The following is a 17,808-nucleotide window of genomic DNA, read 5'->3' on the forward strand; positions in this document are numbered from 1 at the left end:
CGGCAGTCTCCACCTCACAAGATCGCCCGCAAAGAGCGGCGCCGTGCGCGACGGGGAGCGGTCAGGCGGTGGGGGTGACCGGCAGGTACACGCGGCCTCCGGCGTCGACGAACTCTTCCGACTTGGCCTTCATGCCGGCCGCCCGGATCTCGTGGCTGATCTTCATGGAGCAGAACTTCGGGCCGCACATGGAGCAGAAGTGCGCCGTCTTGGCGGGCGCCGCCGGCAGTGTCTCGTCGTGATACGCGCGAGCGGTGTCAGGGTCGAGGGCCAGCTCGAACTGGTCCTCCCACCGGAAGTCGAACCGGGCCCTGGAGAGGGCGTCGTCCCACTCCTGAGCGCCCGGGTGCCCCTTGGCGATGTCCGCCGCGTGCGCCGCGATCTTGTAAGCGATCATGCCTGCCTTGACGTCTTCCTTGTTCGGCAGCCCGAGGTGTTCCTTGGGGGTGACGTAGCAGAGCATCGCGGTACCGAACCAGCCGATCATCGCGGCGCCGATGGCGGACGTGATGTGGTCGTAGGCGGGTGCGATGTCGGTGGCGAGCGGCCCGAGTGTGTAGAAGGGTGCCCCGCCGCAGAGTTCGACCTGCAGATCGACGTTCTCTTTGATCTTGTGCATCGGCACGTGGCCGGGGCCTTCGACCATGACCTGGACGTCGTACTCCCACGCGATGTGGGTGAGTTCGCCGAGCGTACGCAGTTCCGCGAACTGTGCTTCGTCGTTGGCGTCGGCGATGGAACCCGGCCGGAGACCGTCGCCCAGGGAGAACGTGATGTCGTACTCCCGGAAGATCTCGCACAGCTCCCGGAAGTGGGTGTACAGGAAGTTCTCCCGGTGCTCGGCAAGGCACCAGGCCGCCATGATCGACCCGCCGCGCGAGACGATGCCGGTCACCCGTTCAGCGGCCATCGGCACGTACGCCAGAAGCACACCGGCGTGGATCGTCATGTAGTCGACGCCCTGTTCCGCCTGTTCGATGACGGTCTCGCGGAAGACCTCCCAGGACAGTTTGAGCGGGTCACCTTTGACCTTCTCGAGCGCCTGGTACAGGGGCACCGTGCCGATCGGGACGGGCGAGTTCCGTACGATCGCCTCGCGGGTCTCATGAATGTGCTGCCCGGTGGAGAGGTCCATCACGGTGTCGGCGCCCCAGCGGGTGGCCCAGGTCAGCTTTTCGACCTCCTCGTCGATCGACGAGGTGACGGCCGAGGTGCCGATGTTGGCGTTGACCTTCACGAGGAAGCGGGAGCCGATGATCATCGGCTCGGACTCGGGGTGGTTGACGTTGGCGGGCAGTACGGCCCGCCCCGCGGCGATCTCGTCGCGCACCAGTTCCGGTGACACTCCTTCGCGGACGGCGACGTACTCCATCTCGGGTGTGATGATCCTGGCGCGCGCGGAGGCGAGCTGGGTCCGGCCGGTCCGCCACGGTTTGCGCAGCGGGGGTAGTCCGGCCGAGGGTTCGCTGCCGGGGCCGGAGGTGTCGTACAGGCGCACCGGCGGGTTGTCCCCGGTGAGCACGACCTCGGTGAACGGGACCTGGATGTCCGGGCGGGGCCCTTCGACGTAGACCTTGCGACGCACGATCAATACCTCCCCAAAGTTGTACAAAACCGGCGGCCGACGGCAGCATGGAGCCACCCGGCGAGCCACCGAAGATCTAGACGGACCAGCCGAAGTGGTCCAGCGGTCCCGGTCCGGCGCCCAGTTCCCAGGAACTGCCACCGCGCAGGCCCCGGTTCACGTAGTCCTTCGCCGCCGCCACCGCGTCCGGCACCGCGTCGCCCGCGGCCAGCCGCACCGCGATCGCCGACGAGAACGTGCATCCCGACCCGTGGTTGTTCCGCGTCGCCACCGGCTCGCCGCGCAGCAGGGTCGTCTCACCGGCGAAGTGCAGGACATCGACCGCCAGCTCACTGCCGGTCACCACGACGCCGCGCGGCCCGAGGTCCGCGAGATCGGCTGCCGCCGAGACCATCTCCTCGACGGTCTCCACCCGCCGTCCCAGCAGAGCTCCGGCCTCGTGCCGGTTCGGGGTCACCACGCATGGGTACGCGAGAAGCACCCCCACCACCGCGGCCTCGCCCAACCTGCTGCCCGCGGTGGCCACGAGAACCGGGTCGACGACGAGGTTCGGCAGGTCGTCCACCCGTGACGCGATGACCTTGGCGACGGCCGGATCGGAGATCATCCCGACCTTGACCGCGGTGACCGGCAGATCGGACAGCACCGCGTCGAGCTGAGCCGCGACGATCTCCGCCGGGACCGGGTGGATTGCCGTGACACCGAGCGTGTTCTGCGCCGTGATCGCGGTGATCACCGAGGTGCCGAACGCCCCGAGCGCCGCGAACGTCTTCAGATCCGCCTGGATCCCGGCGCCTCCACCGGAGTCGGACCCGGCGATCGTCAGCACCACCGGCGGCGTCACCCCAACCCCCCTCGGCTGGACAGGACCGCTGTCTCAGCGGCCGGGAGACAGCGGTGCGCGCCAGCCCGGCTTTCGGGGCTGGACAGGACCGCTGTTTCAGCGGCCGGGAGACAACGGTGGTGTCCAGCTGCGGATTTGAAGGCGGTGGCCAGCTCGCGGGCGGTCCGCTCAGGGTCGGGTGACCGCATCACGGCGCCCATCACGGCGATCCCAGCAGCACCGCCGGCGGCGCACTCGGCGGCCCGGGCCGGTGTGTCGACACCCCCGAGCGCCAGCCACGGCACGGGCGGCCGCAGCTCGGCGGCCCCCGTGACCCCGAGCGCGGGCCCGTACCCCGGCTTGGACACCGTCGGGTAGACCGGCGACACCGTCACAAAGTCCACTTCCGACAGGTCCTCGCTGCCGTGCCAGGAACGGCCGGTAAGCGCGACCCCGGACGGCAGCGGATCCGCGCCGGCCAGGTGCACGGCGTTCCCGCCGAGCGGATCGGGACCGGAAATGATCAGACGCTCCGGCGGTACGACCGACCGCAGCTCGCCGGCCAGGGCCACGCGCTCGGCGTACCGCAGATCCCTCTCGCGAAGGATGACCCAGGCGGCCCCGCCGCGGACCGCCTGCCTGATGACCTCGACCAGCGACCCGGCGGCGGACCGCCGATCGGTGAGCACGACGAGCCCGCCCGGCGTCACCACTGCGGGATCCCTTCGTCCGGAGTGGACGCCACCGCGTGGAACCGTCGTGGGATACGTCCCGCGGAGCGGGCCAGCCGGCCCGCGGTGACCGCGTGCCGCATCGCCGTGGCCATCGCTGCCGGGTCGTCGGACCGGGTGATCGCGCTGGCGACGAGCACCGCGTCGCAGCCGAGTTCCATGGCGAGCGCGGCGTCGGACGCGGTGCCGATGCCCGCGTCGAGGACCACCGGCACGTCGACGCTCTGCACGATCAACTCGATGTGGTGCCGGTTGGAGATGCCGAGACCGGAACCGATCGGTGAGCCGGCCGGCATCACCGCGGCACATCCGGCGTCGGCGAGGCGGCGGGCCAGGATCGGATCATCACTGGTGTACGGCAGGACCGTGAACCCGTCCGCAACGAGCGTCTCGGCCGCGCGCAGGAGTTCGATCCCGTCCGGCAGCAGGGTCCGCTCGTCGCCGATCACCTCGAGTTTGATCAGGTCCGTCTCGAACGCCTCGCGCGCCATCTGTGCGGTCTTGACCGCATCGCCGGCGGTGTAGCAGCCGGCCGTGTTCGGCAGCACCCGCACACCGAGCCGATCGAGCATCGGCAGCAGGCCCGGCCCGGCCGCGTCGACCCGGCGCAGCGCCACCGTGACAAGCGTCGTCTCGGACGCCGCGATCGCCTCCTCGAGCGCGGCCAGACTGTTCGCCCCGCCGGTGCCGAGGATCAGTCCGTTCTCCGGAAGAAACGTCACGTCAGCCTCCCTGCGCGGCGGTGAGGACCTCGATCCGGTCGCCGTCCACGAGATCCACCTCCGACCAGGTCGAGCGGGGCACCACGGTGCCGTTGACGGCGACCGCCACCCCACGCTGGGCGGCGATCATCTCGGCGACCAGGGTCGCCACCGAGCAGGTGCCGGCCCGGCTCTCGGCCTGACCGTTGATCGTCAGCTTCATCGGAACCTCCCGGGTGCGAACGCGTCGAGAATCGGATCAGCCGAGCCGGTGAGCACCAGGTCGGCGATGAGTCGGGCGGTGATCGGGGCGAGCAGGACGCCGTTACGGAAGTGGCCGGCCGCCACCACGACGCGGCGGTCGTCGTCGAGGAATCCCAGGATGGGCGCGTTGTCCGGCGTGCCCGGCCGGTGCCCGACGGTGACCTCGGTGAGTTCGTGCTCGGCGAGGCCGGGTACCAGGTCGAGGGCGGCGCGCAACAGGTCGTGCACTCCCCCGGCGGTCGGCATCCGATCGGCCCGTTCCTCCTGGGTGGCGCCGACCACGATCTCGCCGTCGGCACGCGGGACGAGGTAGACGTGCCGCCCGTCGGCCGTGCCGTCGATCACGTGGCGAAGCAGGCCGGGTTCGCCGCGCAGTCGCAGTACCTGGCCTTTCACTGGGCGGATCGGCAAGCCGGTGAGCGCCGCGGTCCCGCAGCCGGCCGCGACCACGATCACGTCGGCGTCCACTCGCGACAGGTCGGAGACATGCTCGGCCACGAGCCGGTCCGCCAGCGCGGCTCGCAACGCCGCCACGATCTTGCGGGGGTCGGCCTGGTGTTCGGCGGCCGCGTACGCCCCGGCCCGGACCCGCGGTGAGATCGCCGGCTCGAGGTCACGGACCTGTGAGCCGGTCAGCGGCTTCAGCTTCTGGTGCTTCCACTCCCGCGCTGCCTCGGCGACGTCGTCCGCGGTAAGCGCCGGCGACAGTGTCCCGGTCCGGTCGTAGCCGACGTCACCGAGTGCGGCCACGAACTCCGGCCACAACTCGTACCCCACCTCGAGCAACCGGGTGAGGTGCGGATATTCGAAGGCCGACTCGCCGCCCGGCGCGAGCATCCCGGCCGCGACGTGCCAGGCCCCGTCCGTCCCGCCGGGTGCCGGGTCGTAGACGGTGACGTCCGCCCCACGCCGCGACAGCTCCGCAGCGATGGAGAGACCGATGATGCCACCCCCGACGACCGCGACCCGGCGCGGCGCGGAAGGACCGGCCAGAGGATCCCGGGTCATCGGAGGACCGCCAGGAACTCCGCGACCGCTCCCTTCGGATCCGCCGCGAAGGCGGAGACCGCCGCGATGCCGTGCACCGCGAGCAGCGGCACCCGTTCCGCGGTGATACCGCCGATCGCCAGGACCGGCGTGCCCGGTACCGCGTCGGCGACGGCCGCGATCGCGGCCGGCCCGAGCGGTGGTGGCAGTCCGTCCTTCGTGGACGTGAGGAAGGCGGGTCCGACGCCGAGGTAACTGGCCCCGGCCGTGACCGCGGCCCGCGCCGACTCCGGGTCGCGGCAGGTGGCGCCGACGACCGCGTCCGGGCCGAGCACCCGCCGCGCCGCCTCGACCGGCAGGTCGTCGGCTCCGACGTGAACGCCGTCCGCACCGGCCGCGGCAGCAACCCCGGCGGAGTCGTTGACCAGGACCATCGTGCCGGCCGGCCGGCAGATCCGGACCGCCTCGACGGCAAGCGCGTACGCCGCCGCCTCGGTGGTCTTCACCCGGATCTGCACCGCGACATCGGGCAGGCCGGCGACACCGCGTACGACATCGATGTCGTCGGTTATGACGTGGATGCGAGGAAAAGATGTGTGCACGAGGCACTCCTCCCTGCGCCGGCATTACCCGGATCAGGTTCGACGGTCGGGGGCCGCGTCAGCCCCCCTCTCAGCCCGGTGCCCGGACTCCCGTGGGGTTGTTTGTAATCGGACCCTAACCGGTCCGTGACAAGAGTGTCTAGCGGACGTCCCAGACCGGCTGTGGCACCTCGACCACCTCGCCGTCGCTCCTGAACAGCACGAAGCGGTCGAAGGACCTGGTGAACCAGCGGTCGTGGGTGACCGCTATCACGGTGCCGTCGAACGCCTTCAGGCCCTCCTCGAGCGCCTCCGCCGACGCCAGGTCGAGGTTGTCGGTCGGCTCGTCGAGCAGCAGCATGGTCGCCCCCGACAGCTCCAGCAGCAGCACCAGGAACCGGGCCTGCTGCCCGCCGGACAGGGTCCCGAACCGCTGGTCGCCCTGGGCCGCCAGCTCGTAGCGGTTCAGTGCCTTCATGGCACCGGCCCGGTCCATGCCCGATCGGTGGTCGTCGCCCCGCCAGAGGATCTCGACGAGAGTCTTCTCCACCAGCTCCGGCCGGTCGTGGGTCTGCGAGAAGTGACCGGGCCGGACCCGTGCCCCGAGCCGGACCTTGCCGTCGTGGGCCACACGTGCGAGCGGGGCACCGTCGACCGGCTTGTGCTCCAGGTCGGGGTCGGTGCCACCGGCCGCGAGCAGGCGCAGGAAGTGCGACTTGCCGGTGCCGTTCGCGCCGAGTACCGCGACCCGGTCGCCGTACCAGACCTCGAGGTCGAACGGGAATGTCAGGTTCTCGAGTTCCAGCTGCTCGCAGATGACCGACCGCTTGCCGGTGCGGCCGCCGCGCAGGTTCATCCTGACGGCCTGGTCCTTGGGCGGCAGCGGCGGCGGACCGGCCTCCTCGAACTTGCGGAGCCGGGTCTGCGCGGCCTGGTATCGCGAGGCCAGGCCGTCGTTGTAGGCCGCCTTGTTCTTGAGCATGAAGACCAGTTCCTTGATCTTCTCGTGCTCCTCGTCCCAGCGGCGCCGGAGTTCCTCCATCCGCTCGTGCCGGTTCACCCGGGCCTCGTGCCAGGAGGCGAACCCGCCCGGATGGGTCCAGGCACTGCCGCCCTCGACGGCCACCACCCGGTCGGCGGTCTCGGCGAGCAGTTCCCGGTCGTGCGAGACGTACAGCACCGACTTGTTCGACTCGCGGAGCCGTTGCTCCAGCCAGCGTTTGGCGGGGACGTCGAGGAAGTTGTCCGGCTCGTCGAGCAGCAGCACCTCGTCGTTGCCACGGAGCAGCAGGTCGAGGGCGAACCGTTTCTGCTCTCCGCCGGAGAGAGTGCGCACGACCCGGCTCTTGGCCTCCTCCCACGGCTTGCCGAGGATGGACACCGTCACCGTGTCGAAGAGCACCTCGGCGTCGTACCCACCGACCTCGCCCCAGTTGGCGATGGCGTTGGCGTAGGCGATCTGGCTCTTCTCGGTCTCGTCGAGGGCTTCGGTGGCCTTGCGCAGGCGATCGCCCGACGCGCGAAGCGTCGGGGAGACCAGGGACAGAGCGAGATCCTCGAGCGTACGATCGTCGCCGATCATGCCGATGAACTGGCGCATCACACCGAGTCCGCCGGATCTGGCGATGGTCCCGTCCTGCATCGGCAGGTCGCCGGCCACCATGCGCATGAGCGTGGTCTTGCCGGCTCCGTTCGGCCCGACGAGGGCGACCTTGGCCCCCTCGCCGACGCGGAACGACACGTCGGAGAAAAGCTCCCTACCGTCCGGGAGCACGAATCCGGCGCCGGCGACATCCACGTAACCCATGGCGGCATCCTCCCTGTGACGGGGTGGTTCAGTCAGCCGATTTTCCGGTGACCCGCAGAACCCGGAAACCCTTCTGGCTGGCCACCCGCTCGACATTCCACCCCAGCCCGACGAGCCAGGTGTGCAGCGAATCACCGCCGAGGTGCCGGTTGATCACCAGCCAGGCCGTACCGCCGGGTGCGAGGCGCTGCAGCCAGTGCTCGAGCAGGCCGTGCAGTCCCGCCTTGCCGATGTGGGTGGGCGGGTTGCTCCAGATCTCCGTGAAGGTGACGTCCTGCGGCACCTCGTCGGGCGACCGCACCAGCACCCGATCCGCCAGGCCGAGCTGTCCGGCGTTCTCCGTGGCCAGGTCGCGGGCCCGCGCGTTGACGTCGACGGCGTACACCGTGACCCGCGGCGCCTCGCTTGCCAGCACGCAGGCGATCGGGCCGTACCCGCAACCCAGGTCCAGGAAGGTGCCCTCGGCGGCGGCACCGGGCAGCCCGCCCTTGCGCAGCAGCACGGCCGTGCCCGGGTCGAGACGGCCGGCCGAGAAGACCCCGGAGGCGACGGCCAGCCGGTAGTCCCGGCCGGCGACGGTGAACTCGATCTCGCCGCGCCGCAGGGGCGCGTCGGGTTCGGCGGTGAAGTAATGGTCGGCGCTCACCTGCCAAGTCTCCCGCCGGCGGGAGACCGGGCACACGCCGGGGTGGCGGACACCATGTGCGTTCATAGATCAGCGTGCCCGCCTAGCTTGGGCGCATGCGGTACGCCACCCCGATGCGCTCCGCTCACCGCGCCGCGCCGGCGAGCGGTCCCCTCCTGCTGATCCGGATCGGTGCCCGCGGTCAGCATCGTCGCCCGTCGCGGCGGCACCTGCGCCGCGAGCCGGTGATCGCCCAGCTGTTCACCCGCGGCCTGGCCAGCCTGATCGTGCTCGGCATCGTCGTCATGCTCGGCGTACTCATCGTCGCCGACGAGCGTCGCGCTCACACCCGGCTGGCGTCCGCGCAGATCGACGCGCGCATCGCCTCACGGGCGGTGGATCCGGCGCCGCTCACCGAGGCCGAGGTCTTCCCCGGCGGCTCCGCCGCCTTTCAGGTGACGGGGACCGACATCATCGCCGACTGCTCCCTCGCCGCCGGCGGAGCCTTGCGCACAACCCTCCTGCGGTACGGGTGCACGCAGGCGGTCCGGGCCTCCCTCACGGTTCCGTACGCCGACTACCGGATCACCGCCGGGATGCTGAACCTGCCCGACACGGCGAGCGCGACATCGGTCGGCGACCAGGTCCGCTATCTGGTCGAGACGGGCGACGGCAGTTTCGCCGACATGGCCGGAACCGAGACCGGACCGGGCACCCCGGTCCTGTGGCGCACCCGCGGCCACTACGTCATGTACTGCGTGATCACCGGCCCGTCCGGTGAGCTGGTGGCCGCCGACACCCCGGCCGTCCAGCAGCTGACCAGCGAAGTACTGGACGCCCACCTGCACGACACGGTCCTGATCCGCCGAGCGTCCTGAACCCCTCAGCCGGCCCTCACCGCTGTCCCCACTGACGTGAGACAGCGATGAGCCCAGCCGGGGTGGTTCTTCAGGCGCGGAGGCGGCGGGTGGCCTCGGCGCGGGCCGCGTACTCGGTCTCGTCCGGATAGCCCACCGCGACCAGCGTGAGACCGTGCGCCGCGGCGACCATCACCTCGCTGGACCTCTCCCGCATGGTGAGCAGTTTCGCCGGCCACTCCGGCGGGCGCCGCCCGTCACCGACCGTCAGCATCGCCCCGACCAGGCTGCGCACCATCGCCTGGCAGAACGCGTCGGCCTGCACGGTCGCCACACACACGCCGTCGGAATCGCGCCGCCAGTCCAGCCGGTTGATCGCCCGGATCGTGGTCGCGTGCTCCTTGCGTTTGCAGAACGCGGCGAAGTCGTGCTCCCCCAGCAGACCGGCGGCGGCCGCGTTCAACCGGTCCAGGTCGAGCGGCCGCATCCAGCCGAGCGTGTCGTGCCGGCGTAGCGGCTCGGGCCCCCACGGACGGTCCGAGACCCGGTACTCGTACCGGCGGAACGTCGCCGAGAACCGCGCGTCGAAGGTGTCCGGCACCGGGACCACGCTCCGCACCCGGGCGTCCGGCGGCATCACGGCGGCGAGCCGCCGCAGGAGCGAGTCCTCCAGTTCGGCCCAGCGCTCGACCGGCAGGTCGACGTGGCAGACCTGTCCCGTGGCGTGCACTCCGGCATCGGTCCGTCCGGCCACGGTCAGCCCGAGCGGAGTGCCGGCGCCGACGAGGCGGGCGAAAGCTTCGATCAAGACCCCGGCGACGGTACGGCGGGACGGCTGAGCCGCCCAGCCGGAGAAGTCGGCGCCGTCGTACGACACGTCCAGGCGAAGCCGAATGGTGTCCGTCATCCGCATGCTCTCTCAAGATGAGTGGGGCCCGGCACCCCGAAGGATGCCGGGCCCCGCCCGATGTGTGTTCCAGCCGTGAGGATCAGGCCTTGTCGGTGTCTTCGCCCTCGGCCTTGTCGCCGGGCTTGTCACCGGAGGCGCTGACCGGAGCCTCGGCGTCCTGGTCGTCCTGGACGTCGTCCGCGGCGGTGGTGCCGGCCGGGGCGTCGTCCGCGATGGTGGTGCTGGCGGGGGCGTCGTCCTCGGGCGCGAGCGCCTCGACCTTGGCCTGCTGCGCGGCGGCCTTGCGGGCCTCCTTGGACGGGCCGGTGGTGGCCGCGACCTGCAGCTCCTCGACCAGCTCGATGACGGCCATCGGAGCGGCGTCACCCTTGCGCGGGCCGATCTTGGTGATCCGGGTGTAACCGCCGGGACGGTTCGCGAACCGCGGAGCGATCTGCTCGAACAGGGCGTACACGACGTCCTTGTCCTTCACGGTGGCCAGCACCCGGCGACGGGCGTGCAGGTCGCCGCGCTTGGCCTTCGTGACGAGCTGCTCAGCCAGCGGGCGGAGCCGCTTGGCCTTCGACTCGGTGGTCTTGATCTTCCCGTGCCGGAAGAGCTCGGTGGCCAGGTTGGCCAGGATGAGCTTCTCGTGAGCCGGGCTGCCGCCGAGGCGGGCACCCTTGGTGGGCGTGGGCATTTCAGATGCTCCTTGATTAAAGGCGCAGCCGAGCTATTAGAGCTGCTCGGTCTCGCGGTAGTCGTCGGTGTCGTAGTCCACGTCGCCGAACGAGTCGACCACGTGCGCGGGGTCGAAGGACGGCGCGCTGTCCTTCAGGCCCAGGCCCATTCCGGCGAGCTTCATCTTGACCTCGTCGATCGACTTCTGGCCGAAGTTCCGGATGTCCAGAAGGTCAGCCTCCGTACGCCCTATCAACTCGCCCACGCTGTTGATGCCCTCGCGCTTGAGGCAGTTGTACGACCGGACGGTGAGGTCCAGCTCCTCGATCGGCAGGGCCAGGTCGGCAGCGAGCTGCGCGTCCTGCGGCGACGGGCCGATGTCGATGCCCTCAGCGGTCTCGTCCAGCTCACGGCAGAGGCCGAAGAGTTCGACGAGGGTCGAGCCGGCCGAGGCCAGCGCGGTCCGCGGGGAGATCGACGCCTTCGACTCGACGTCGATGATCAGGCGGTCGAAGTCGGTACGCTGCTCGACACGGGTCGCCTCGACGCGGTAGGTGACCTTGAGCACCGGCGAGTAGATCGAGTCGACCGGGATACGGCCGATCTCGGCGCCGGCGTTCTTGTTCTGCGCCGCGGTGACGTAGCCACGACCGCGCTCGACGGTCAGCTCCATGTCGAGCCGGCCCTTGCTGTTCAGCGTCGCCAGCTTCAGATCCGGGTTGTGCACGGAGACACCGGCCGGCGGCTGGATGTCCCCGGCGGTCACGTCGCCCGGGCCCTGCTTGCGCAGGTACATGCTGACCGGCTCGTCGTGCTCCGAGCTGACGGTCAGTTCCTTGACGTTCATGACCAGCTCGACCACGTCCTCCTTGACACCGGGGATCGTGGTGAACTCGTGCAGCACGCCGTCGATCTTGATGCTGGTGACCGCCGCGCCCGGGATGGACGAGAGCAGGGTCCGCCGCAGTGAGTTACCGAGGGTGTAACCGAAGCCGGGCTCCAGAGGTTCGATGGTGAACCGGGAGCGGGTCTCGCTGAGCGACTCCTCCGAGAGGGTCGGCCGCTGGCTGATGAGCACGCTGTTCTTCTTTCTGTCGGGCCACCCGCTATTTGATGGCCGTCTCTGTTCTGCTTCGAGGTGCCGGCCAGAAGGCCGGCACCTCGAAAGAGCGCTACTTGGAGTAGAGCTCGACGATCAGCTGCTCCTGGACCTGCGTGTCGATGACAGCGCGGGCCGGGAGCGAGTGGATCAGGATCTTCATCTCGCTGGGGATGGGCTCCAGCCACGCCGGAACCGGCTTGGAGCCGGCCTGCGCCTGGGCGACGACGAAGGGCGTGAGCTCCTTCGACTTCTCCCGGAGCGTGACGATGTCCTTGTCCCGGACGCGGTACGACGGGATGTCGACCTTGACGCCGTTGACCAGGAAGTGGCCGTGCTTGACCAGCTGCCGGGCGGCGTCACGGGAAGCGGCGTAGCCGGCCCGGTAGACGACGTTGTCGAGACGCGACTCGAGGATCTGCAGCAGCACCTCACCGGTCTTGCCGGGCTTGGTGACAGCCTCCTCGTAGTAACCGCGGAACTGCTTCTCGAGCACGCCGTACACGCGGCGGGCCTTCTGCTTCTCGCGGTGCTGGAGCAGGTACTCGGTCTCCTTGGTCCGGCCACGGCCGTGCTGGCCGGGCGGGAAGGGACGCGACTCGAACGGGCACTTCGGCCCGTCGCACTTGCTTCCCTTGAGGAACAGCTTCATCTTCTCGCGGCGGCAGCGCTTGCAGTCCGCACCTGTGTAACGAGCCATGTCTATATCTCCCTCAGACCCGGCGGCGCTTCGGCGGACGGCAACCGTTGTGCGGCTGCGGCGTGACGTCGGAGATCTGCCCGACCTCGAGGCCGGCGGCCTGCAGCGAACGGATGGCGGTTTCCCGGCCGGAGCCCGGACCCTTGACGAACACGTCGACCTTGCGCATGCCGTGCTCCATGGCACGACGGGCGGCCGCCTCGGCAGCGAGCTGCGCGGCGAACGGGGTCGACTTGCGGGAGCCCTTGAAGCCCACCTGGCCGGAGGAGGCCCAGGAGATCACAGCACCGGTCGGGTCGGTGATCGACACGATGGTGTTGTTGAAGGTGCTCTTGATGTGCGCCTGCCCGTGGGCGACGTTCTTGCGTTCCTTGCGCCGGACCTTCTTTACTGCGGCCCCAGCGCGTGCCTTCGGTGGCATAAGTCAGTGCGCTCCTATTACTTCCGACCGGGCTTCTTCTTACCGGCGACCGTGCGCTTCGGACCCTTACGGGTACGCGCGTTGGTCCGGGTCCGCTGTCCACGCACGGGCAGGCCCTTGCGGTGGCGGATGCCGGCGTAGCAGCCGATCTCAACCTTGCGGCGGATGTCCGCAGCGACCTCGCGGCGCAGGTCGCCCTCAACCTTGAAGTTGGCCTCGATGTAGTCGCGGAGCTGGACCAGCTCCTCTTCCGTGAGGTCCTTGGCGCGCTTGTTCAGGTCAATCGCGGTAGCAGTCAATGTCTCGACGGCACGGGTACGACCGATGCCGAAGATGTAAGTGAGCGCGATCTCCAACCGCTTTTCGCGGGGAAGATCGACGCCGACGAGACGAGCCATTACTGGGCTTTCTCCTCGTTCGTGATCTCGGAGGTCTGTGCCCGTCCCATCCCACCTGCCCAGGCGGGCCCCGGCCTCCGACCGGGGGTACAGCCGTGGTCACCCACGGCCGGGACGAGCTTGTTCAGTGGTGCGGATCTTGCGCGCGGACTCAGCCCTGGCGCTGCTTGTGGCGCGGGTCGGTCGAGCAGATGACCATGACCCGGCCGTGCCGCCGGATGACCCGGCAGTTGTTGCAGATCCGCTTGACGCTCGGCTTGACCTTCACGGTTTGCCTTAACTCTCAGTCAGACGGGATGTGGATAACCCCGGCGACCCCGGCAGTTACTTGTAGCGGTAGACGATGCGCCCACGGGTAAGGTCGTACGGCGACAACTCGACGACGACCCTGTCCTCGGGAAGGATGCGGATGTAGTGCTGGCGCATCTTCCCGGAGATGTGTGCCAGGACCCTGTGACCATTGGCGAGCTCAACGCGGAACATAGCGTTCGGCAGTGGCTCGATCACACGGCCTTCGATCTCGATGGCTCCGTCTTTCTTTGGCATGTCCTCCGCTACCTGACATCGGGTTCTTGGGGCAGGCTTGCGCAACGTCACATCCGGGCCCGACAAGACCCGAACCAGCCGCGGCTCCAACCGGTCCTCGAAGCGCTTGAGGACATGAAGGAGTGGACGCTACGCGCCAGCGAGCCAGTCTACGCGCCCGTAACAGCGACGCCAAACCGAGGGTTCCGTAACCCGCTGTCGGGCGTGTTCGCTGCCGGGCCTCTCGACCATATCCGCCCCAGTGGCCTCGTTCGCCCCGGTCTCTGAAGTGCACCGGAAGAGCCCGCACCACCGTGATCAACAGCCGGTCCGGCCCTGGCAGTGAGGTCGCCAGAGCCGGAAACTACTCGATCATCCACACCAGGGCACAGACAACAACGCTGGCGGGTACGCCCACGGGAGGCCCCCGCCGGTTCGCCCGCCGCGGCCGACTGGACCTGCATCGCGCGGCACCCGCCGCCGGCCGGCACTGCGTCGTGCCAGGAGCCCGCGGCCGACCGGAACCGCGTCGCGACAGGAGCCGCGGCCATCCGGAACCGCGTCGTGAGAGGCGCCCGCCAGACGAGCACAGCCGGCCCGCGTCTCAACTCCCGCCTGTGGCCACCGGATCCCGCCGGCAGGCCCTCAGATGCCCCCGTACGCCATGCGGTGACGGCATCCCGGGGGACGCAGCCGCCGTCTATGGCTGCCGGGCGGTGACCAGCTCGCCGAGACGCGCCCGGCCGCCGTCCGGAGCAGTGGTGACCCACACCCCGTCGGCCAGCAACGCCATCGTGTGTTCCACGTGGGCGGCCCGCGAGCCGTCCCGGGTCACCACGGTCCAGCCGTCCTCGAGTTCCGCGGTGCGCGGCGAGCCCATCGTGATCATCGGCTCGATGGCCAGCGCCAGACCGACCTCGAGCTTGATACCGCGACCCGGCTTGCCGTGGTTGAGCACGTGCGGGTCCTGATGCATCTCGGTGCCGATGCCGTGGCCACCGTAACCGTCGACGATCCCGTACCGCCCGGCCTTCCGGATGGCCTTCTCGATGTTGAACGAGATGTCGGTCAACCGGCCACGCCCGTTCGCCACACCCCGCGCCGCGGCAGCGATCCCGGCCCACATCGCGTCCTCGGCCACCTCGGCCATCTTCAGCAGCGCCGGGTCGGTCTCGCCCACCCCGACCGTGATCGCCGAGTCGCCGTGCCAGCCGTCCAGAACCGCGCCGCAGTCCAGTGAGATCAGGTCACCTTCCCGGAGAACCTGCTCGGTGCCCGGGATGCCGTGCACCACCTGCTCGTTGACGGAGGCGCAGATCGACGCGGGGAAACCGTGGTAGCCCTTGAACGACGGGACCGCGCCGGCGTCCCGGATCACCTTCTCGGCGATGGCGTCGAGATCGGCGGTGGAGACGCCCGGGGCGACCGCCGCGCGCATCGCGTCCAGAGCGGCGGCGACGACCAGGCCGGCCGCCCGCATCTTCTCGATCTGCTCGGGCGTCTTCAGCTGAATCTTCAGCTCGTGGCGGCGCATGGCGGTGAGCCTAACTCTCTCAGTCTCAACATGCCGCCGCCCCGGGGTCTCCCGGGGCGGCGTCGGTCAATCTGTGGGGCGGTCTCAGCCGCCGTAGGAACGCAGCGCGTCGATCGCACGGACCGTGACGTCCTCGACCGGGCCGGTGGCGTCGATGCCCACCAGCTTGCCCTGAGCGCCGTAGAAGTCGACAAGTGGCGCGGTCTTGTCCGCGTACTCCACCAGGCGGTTGGCGATCGTCTCGGCCTTGTCGTCGTCGCGCTGGAACAGCTCGCTGCCGCAGCGGTCGCAGGTGTCCGGCTTGCTCGTCGGGTCGAACTCGACGTGCCAGATCTTGCCGCAGCCACGGCAGGTGCGCCGCCCGGAGAGCCGGCGGATGACCTCGTCGTCGTCGACCACGAGTTCCATCACCAGGTCCAGTGCCGTACCCAGGTCGGCCAGGAGCTTGTCCAGGGCCGAAGCCTGCGGCACGGTACGCGGGAAACCGTCGAGCAGGAAGCCGTCACCGGCATCCGGCTCGGCGAGCCGGTCCCGGACCATGTTGATGGTCACCTCGTCCGGGACGAGCTGTCCGGCGTCCATGTAGCGCTTGGCCTCGACCCCGAGCGGCGTGCCCTGCGACACGTTCGCCCGGAAGATGTCACCGGTCGAGATCTTCGGTACGGCGAGATGGGCGGCGATGAACTCAGCCTGGGTCCCCTTGCCGGCCCCCGGAGGGCCCACCAGTACCAGCCGCACCTACATCGCCTCGCTTCGGTCCTGAGAAACCACGCCCACCGTCGACGCCAGAGCCACCCGGCTCCGCGTACCCACTACCGGAGGAACCCTTCGTAGTTCCGCTGCATGAGTTGGCTCTCGATCTGCTTCACCGTCTCCAGACCCACACCGACCATGATGAGCACCGCGACACCACCGAACGGGAAGTTCTGGTAGGAGCTCTGGTCGAGCCAGATGAAGAAGAAGTTCGGCAGGACCGAGATCAGGCCAAGGTACAGCGCCCCCGGGAGCGTGATTCGGCTGAGGATGAAGTCCAGGTAGTCCGCGGTCGGCTTGCCGGGACGGATACCCGGGACGAAACCACCGTACTTCTTCATGTTCTCCGCGACCTCGGTCGGGTTGAACGTGATGGACACGTAGAAGTACGTGAAGAAGATGATCAGGAGGAACATCACGCCGATGTAGAACGGGCTGACCGGGTCGGCCAGGTAGTTCTGGATCCAGATCTGGTAGTCCGTCAGCTTGTTCTTGTCGAAGAACTGCAGGTACAGCTGCGGCAGGTAGAGCAGCGACGAGGCGAAGATGACCGGGACGACACCCGCCTGGTTCACCTTCAGCGGGATGTAGGTGGAGGTGCCGCCGTACATCCGCCGGCCGATCATACGCTTGGCGTACTGGACCGGGATGCGCCGCTGGGCCTGCTCGATGAAGACCACCAGCGCGATGATGACCACGACCAGGCCGATCACCAGGAGGAACTTGCCGGTGCTGGTCGACTCCTTGATGCTCCAGCCTTCACCCGGGAGGCGGGCGGCGATCGAGGTGAAGATCAGGACCGACATGCCGTTGCCGACGCCGCGGTCGGTGATCAGCTCGCCGAGCCACATGACCACACCGGTACCGGCCGTCATCGTCATCACGAGGATGGTCAGGGTGAGCCACATCGGGATGCCGGTGTTCTCGGGGATGATCTGGTACGTCGGGTCGTTCTGGTCGCACAGGCCGTTGAAGAGCTGACCGGTGCGGGCCAGTGCCACGAACGCCGACGCCTGCAGAACCGCCAGGCCGAGGGTCAGGTACCGGGTGTACTGCGTGATCTTCGCCTGGCCGGACTGGCCCTCCTTGCGGAGCTGCTCGAGACGTGGGATGACCACGGTGAGCAGCTGCAGGATGATCGACGCCGTGATGTACGGCATGATGCCCAGCGCGAACACGGAGAGCTGGAGCAGCGCGCCGCCGGAGAACAGGTTGAGCAGATTGAGAAGGTCGTTGTTGGCCGACTCGGTCAGCTTGAGACATGCCCGTACGTTGGCGTAGGAGACGCCGGGACTGGGCAATGTGGCACCGAGACGGTAGATCCCAACGATCGCTACCGTGAAGAGTATCTTCTTCCGCAGGTCAGGCGTCCGAAGCGCACTCGTGAAGGCGGACAACAACTGATCCTCCTGCGTGGTCGCCACACTCTGGTTGCGGTATCCCCGAAAATCGGGCACACATCATTGGACAGCCATAGAGGCCGCCAGCGGAGCACTGTATCAGCAAGGCCGAGAGCGCAACCACCGGCATCGCACGGGCCGATGTCCCAGTACAACACAACTGTCCGGCTTCATGGCTGAACCGGTTGGTTGCGCGTCGATCGGAATGCCTGTCCCACCCTACGTCACGGGCCGGAACACAGCCCGCTTCCATCGAGGAGAACCACTCTCTCCGTAGGTCAAGCGGCGTCAGGGCGCCTGAGACCGCCGTCACCGCGTTTTGCCGCCCGCCCCTGGGTTGCGGCCCGTCCGCAGCGCGATCAAGGCCTCACGCGGCGCACAGGGCCGTTTCCGTAACCGTGACAACGGAAGAGGCCGCGGCCCCGGGAACACCCGGCGCCGCGGCCT

At 69.1% G+C, this 17,808-nt stretch carries 21 protein-coding genes and 1 riboswitch; of the genes, 1 reads left to right on the plus strand and 20 read right to left on the minus strand.

What is annotated here, in order from left to right:
- Positions 1–61: 61 nt before the first annotated feature.
- The 9 genes from thiC to AB0G04_RS17110 form a co-directional block, all read right to left on the minus strand.
- Positions 62–1,591 (minus strand): phosphomethylpyrimidine synthase ThiC, encoded by a 1,530-nt coding sequence (thiC, locus tag AB0G04_RS17070; protein ID WP_360983041.1) that lies wholly within the window; start codon positions 1,589–1,591, stop codon positions 62–64.
- 70 nt (positions 1,592–1,661) lie between these two features.
- Positions 1,662–2,429, minus strand: coding sequence for a bifunctional hydroxymethylpyrimidine kinase/phosphomethylpyrimidine kinase (thiD, locus tag AB0G04_RS17075; RefSeq protein WP_360983043.1), 768 nt, complete (start codon positions 2,427–2,429; stop codon positions 1,662–1,664).
- Complete coding sequence (locus tag AB0G04_RS17080) at positions 2,426–3,121, minus strand: thiamine phosphate synthase (RefSeq protein ID WP_360983045.1); 696 nt, start codon at positions 3,119–3,121, stop codon at positions 2,426–2,428. Before AB0G04_RS17080 ends, thiD begins: the two co-directional genes overlap by 4 nt.
- Positions 3,115–3,861 carry a thiazole synthase gene (locus AB0G04_RS17085; RefSeq protein WP_360983047.1) on the minus strand — a complete coding sequence of 249 codons (747 nt, stop codon included), beginning with the start codon at positions 3,859–3,861 and terminating at the stop codon, positions 3,115–3,117. The genes AB0G04_RS17080 and AB0G04_RS17085 overlap by 7 nt, the downstream gene beginning before the upstream one ends.
- Before the next feature lies 1 nt (position 3,862).
- Positions 3,863–4,063, minus strand: coding sequence for a sulfur carrier protein ThiS (gene thiS, locus AB0G04_RS17090; RefSeq protein WP_360983049.1), 201 nt, complete (start codon positions 4,061–4,063; stop codon positions 3,863–3,865).
- Positions 4,060–5,112, minus strand: coding sequence for a glycine oxidase ThiO (gene thiO, locus AB0G04_RS17095; RefSeq protein ID WP_360983051.1), 1,053 nt, complete (start codon positions 5,110–5,112; stop codon positions 4,060–4,062). The genes thiS and thiO overlap by 4 nt, the downstream gene beginning before the upstream one ends.
- Entirely contained in the window at positions 5,109–5,693 is a 585-nt protein-coding gene (locus AB0G04_RS17100) for a thiamine phosphate synthase (protein WP_360983053.1), read from the minus strand. The genes thiO and AB0G04_RS17100 overlap by 4 nt, the downstream gene beginning before the upstream one ends.
- Positions 5,687–5,797: riboswitch (TPP riboswitch) on the minus strand. Its footprint overlaps the gene before it by 7 nt.
- Before the next feature lie 35 nt (positions 5,798–5,832).
- A complete protein-coding gene (locus tag AB0G04_RS17105) occupies positions 5,833–7,479 on the minus strand; it encodes an ATP-binding cassette domain-containing protein (protein WP_360983055.1) in 1,647 nt (548 codons plus the stop codon).
- Between the two features lie 28 nt (positions 7,480–7,507).
- Complete coding sequence (locus AB0G04_RS17110) at positions 7,508–8,125, minus strand: methyltransferase (RefSeq protein ID WP_360983057.1); 618 nt, start codon at positions 8,123–8,125, stop codon at positions 7,508–7,510.
- 95 nt (positions 8,126–8,220) lie between these two features.
- Here AB0G04_RS17110 and AB0G04_RS17115 point away from each other — a divergent pair, with 95 nt between their 5' ends.
- Positions 8,221–8,982 (plus strand): hypothetical protein, encoded by a 762-nt coding sequence (locus AB0G04_RS17115; protein ID WP_360983059.1) that lies wholly within the window; start codon positions 8,221–8,223, stop codon positions 8,980–8,982.
- A gap of 70 nt (positions 8,983–9,052) precedes the next feature.
- Here the strand turns inward: AB0G04_RS17115 and truA are convergent, their stop codons facing one another.
- From truA to secY, 11 genes are all read right to left on the minus strand, one after another.
- Positions 9,053–9,868 carry a tRNA pseudouridine(38-40) synthase TruA gene (gene truA, locus AB0G04_RS17120; RefSeq protein ID WP_360983061.1) on the minus strand — a complete coding sequence of 272 codons (816 nt, stop codon included), beginning with the start codon at positions 9,866–9,868 and terminating at the stop codon, positions 9,053–9,055.
- Positions 9,869–9,950: 82 nt separating this feature from the next.
- Positions 9,951–10,550 (minus strand): 50S ribosomal protein L17, encoded by a 600-nt coding sequence (gene rplQ, locus AB0G04_RS17125; protein WP_360983063.1) that lies wholly within the window; start codon positions 10,548–10,550, stop codon positions 9,951–9,953.
- 36 nt (positions 10,551–10,586) lie between these two features.
- Positions 10,587–11,609 carry a DNA-directed RNA polymerase subunit alpha gene (locus AB0G04_RS17130; protein WP_093618743.1) on the minus strand — a complete coding sequence of 341 codons (1,023 nt, stop codon included), beginning with the start codon at positions 11,607–11,609 and terminating at the stop codon, positions 10,587–10,589.
- A gap of 94 nt (positions 11,610–11,703) precedes the next feature.
- The gene (gene rpsD / locus AB0G04_RS17135) at positions 11,704–12,330 is read right to left on the minus strand and encodes a 30S ribosomal protein S4 (RefSeq protein ID WP_093618744.1); all 627 of its coding nucleotides are present in this window, start codon (positions 12,328–12,330) and stop codon (positions 11,704–11,706) included.
- A gap of 13 nt (positions 12,331–12,343) precedes the next feature.
- Positions 12,344–12,751: a 30S ribosomal protein S11 gene (gene rpsK / locus AB0G04_RS17140; RefSeq protein ID WP_014440747.1), complete on the minus strand. Its 408-nt coding sequence runs from the start codon at positions 12,749–12,751 to the stop codon at positions 12,344–12,346.
- Between the two features lie 17 nt (positions 12,752–12,768).
- Positions 12,769–13,149 (minus strand): 30S ribosomal protein S13, encoded by a 381-nt coding sequence (gene rpsM / locus AB0G04_RS17145; RefSeq protein ID WP_106315544.1) that lies wholly within the window; start codon positions 13,147–13,149, stop codon positions 12,769–12,771.
- 151 nt (positions 13,150–13,300) lie between these two features.
- Positions 13,301–13,417: a 50S ribosomal protein L36 gene (rpmJ, locus tag AB0G04_RS17150; protein ID WP_014440745.1), complete on the minus strand. Its 117-nt coding sequence runs from the start codon at positions 13,415–13,417 to the stop codon at positions 13,301–13,303.
- A gap of 56 nt (positions 13,418–13,473) precedes the next feature.
- A complete protein-coding gene (gene infA / locus AB0G04_RS17155) occupies positions 13,474–13,695 on the minus strand; it encodes a translation initiation factor IF-1 (RefSeq protein ID WP_018347787.1) in 222 nt (73 codons plus the stop codon).
- 679 nt (positions 13,696–14,374) lie between these two features.
- Positions 14,375–15,208 (minus strand): type I methionyl aminopeptidase, encoded by an 834-nt coding sequence (gene map, locus AB0G04_RS17160; RefSeq protein WP_360983066.1) that lies wholly within the window; start codon positions 15,206–15,208, stop codon positions 14,375–14,377.
- Positions 15,209–15,292: 84 nt separating this feature from the next.
- Positions 15,293–15,946 carry an adenylate kinase gene (locus AB0G04_RS17165; protein WP_360983068.1) on the minus strand — a complete coding sequence of 218 codons (654 nt, stop codon included), beginning with the start codon at positions 15,944–15,946 and terminating at the stop codon, positions 15,293–15,295.
- A 74-nt stretch (positions 15,947–16,020) separates the two neighbouring features.
- Positions 16,021–17,361, minus strand: coding sequence for a preprotein translocase subunit SecY (gene secY / locus AB0G04_RS17170; protein ID WP_360983340.1), 1,341 nt, complete (start codon positions 17,359–17,361; stop codon positions 16,021–16,023).
- Between the last annotated feature and the right edge of the window lie 447 nt (positions 17,362–17,808).

The sequence above is a fragment of the Actinoplanes sp. NPDC023801 genome (assembly GCF_040639655.1).
GTDB lineage: Bacteria > Actinomycetota > Actinomycetes > Mycobacteriales > Micromonosporaceae > Actinoplanes.

Bases quoted from the DNA above. Each gene is read 5' to 3' on its own strand.
- rpsK (WP_014440747.1), bottom strand. From the start codon at position 12,751: ATGCCACCGAAGGCACGCGCTGGGGCCGCAGTAAAGAAGGTCCGGCGC.
- map (WP_360983066.1), bottom strand. From the start codon at position 15,208: ATGCGCCGCCACGAGCTGAAGATTCAGCTGAAGACGCCCGAGCAGATC.
- rpsM (WP_106315544.1), bottom strand. From the start codon at position 13,149: ATGGCTCGTCTCGTCGGCGTCGATCTTCCCCGCGAAAAGCGGTTGGAG.
- rplQ (WP_360983063.1), bottom strand. From the start codon at position 10,550: ATGCCCACGCCCACCAAGGGTGCCCGCCTCGGCGGCAGCCCGGCTCAC.
- infA (WP_018347787.1), bottom strand. From the start codon at position 13,695: ATGCCAAAGAAAGACGGAGCCATCGAGATCGAAGGCCGTGTGATCGAG.
- AB0G04_RS17115 (WP_360983059.1), top strand. From the start codon at position 8,221: ATGCGGTACGCCACCCCGATGCGCTCCGCTCACCGCGCCGCGCCGGCG.
- thiS (WP_360983049.1), bottom strand. From the start codon at position 4,063: ATGAAGCTGACGATCAACGGTCAGGCCGAGAGCCGGGCCGGCACCTGC.
- thiO (WP_360983051.1), bottom strand. From the start codon at position 5,112: ATGACCCGGGATCCTCTGGCCGGTCCTTCCGCGCCGCGCCGGGTCGCG.
- truA (WP_360983061.1), bottom strand. From the start codon at position 9,868: ATGACGGACACCATTCGGCTTCGCCTGGACGTGTCGTACGACGGCGCC.
- rpsD (WP_093618744.1), bottom strand. From the start codon at position 12,330: ATGGCTCGTTACACAGGTGCGGACTGCAAGCGCTGCCGCCGCGAGAAG.
- AB0G04_RS17105 (WP_360983055.1), bottom strand. From the start codon at position 7,479: ATGGGTTACGTGGATGTCGCCGGCGCCGGATTCGTGCTCCCGGACGGT.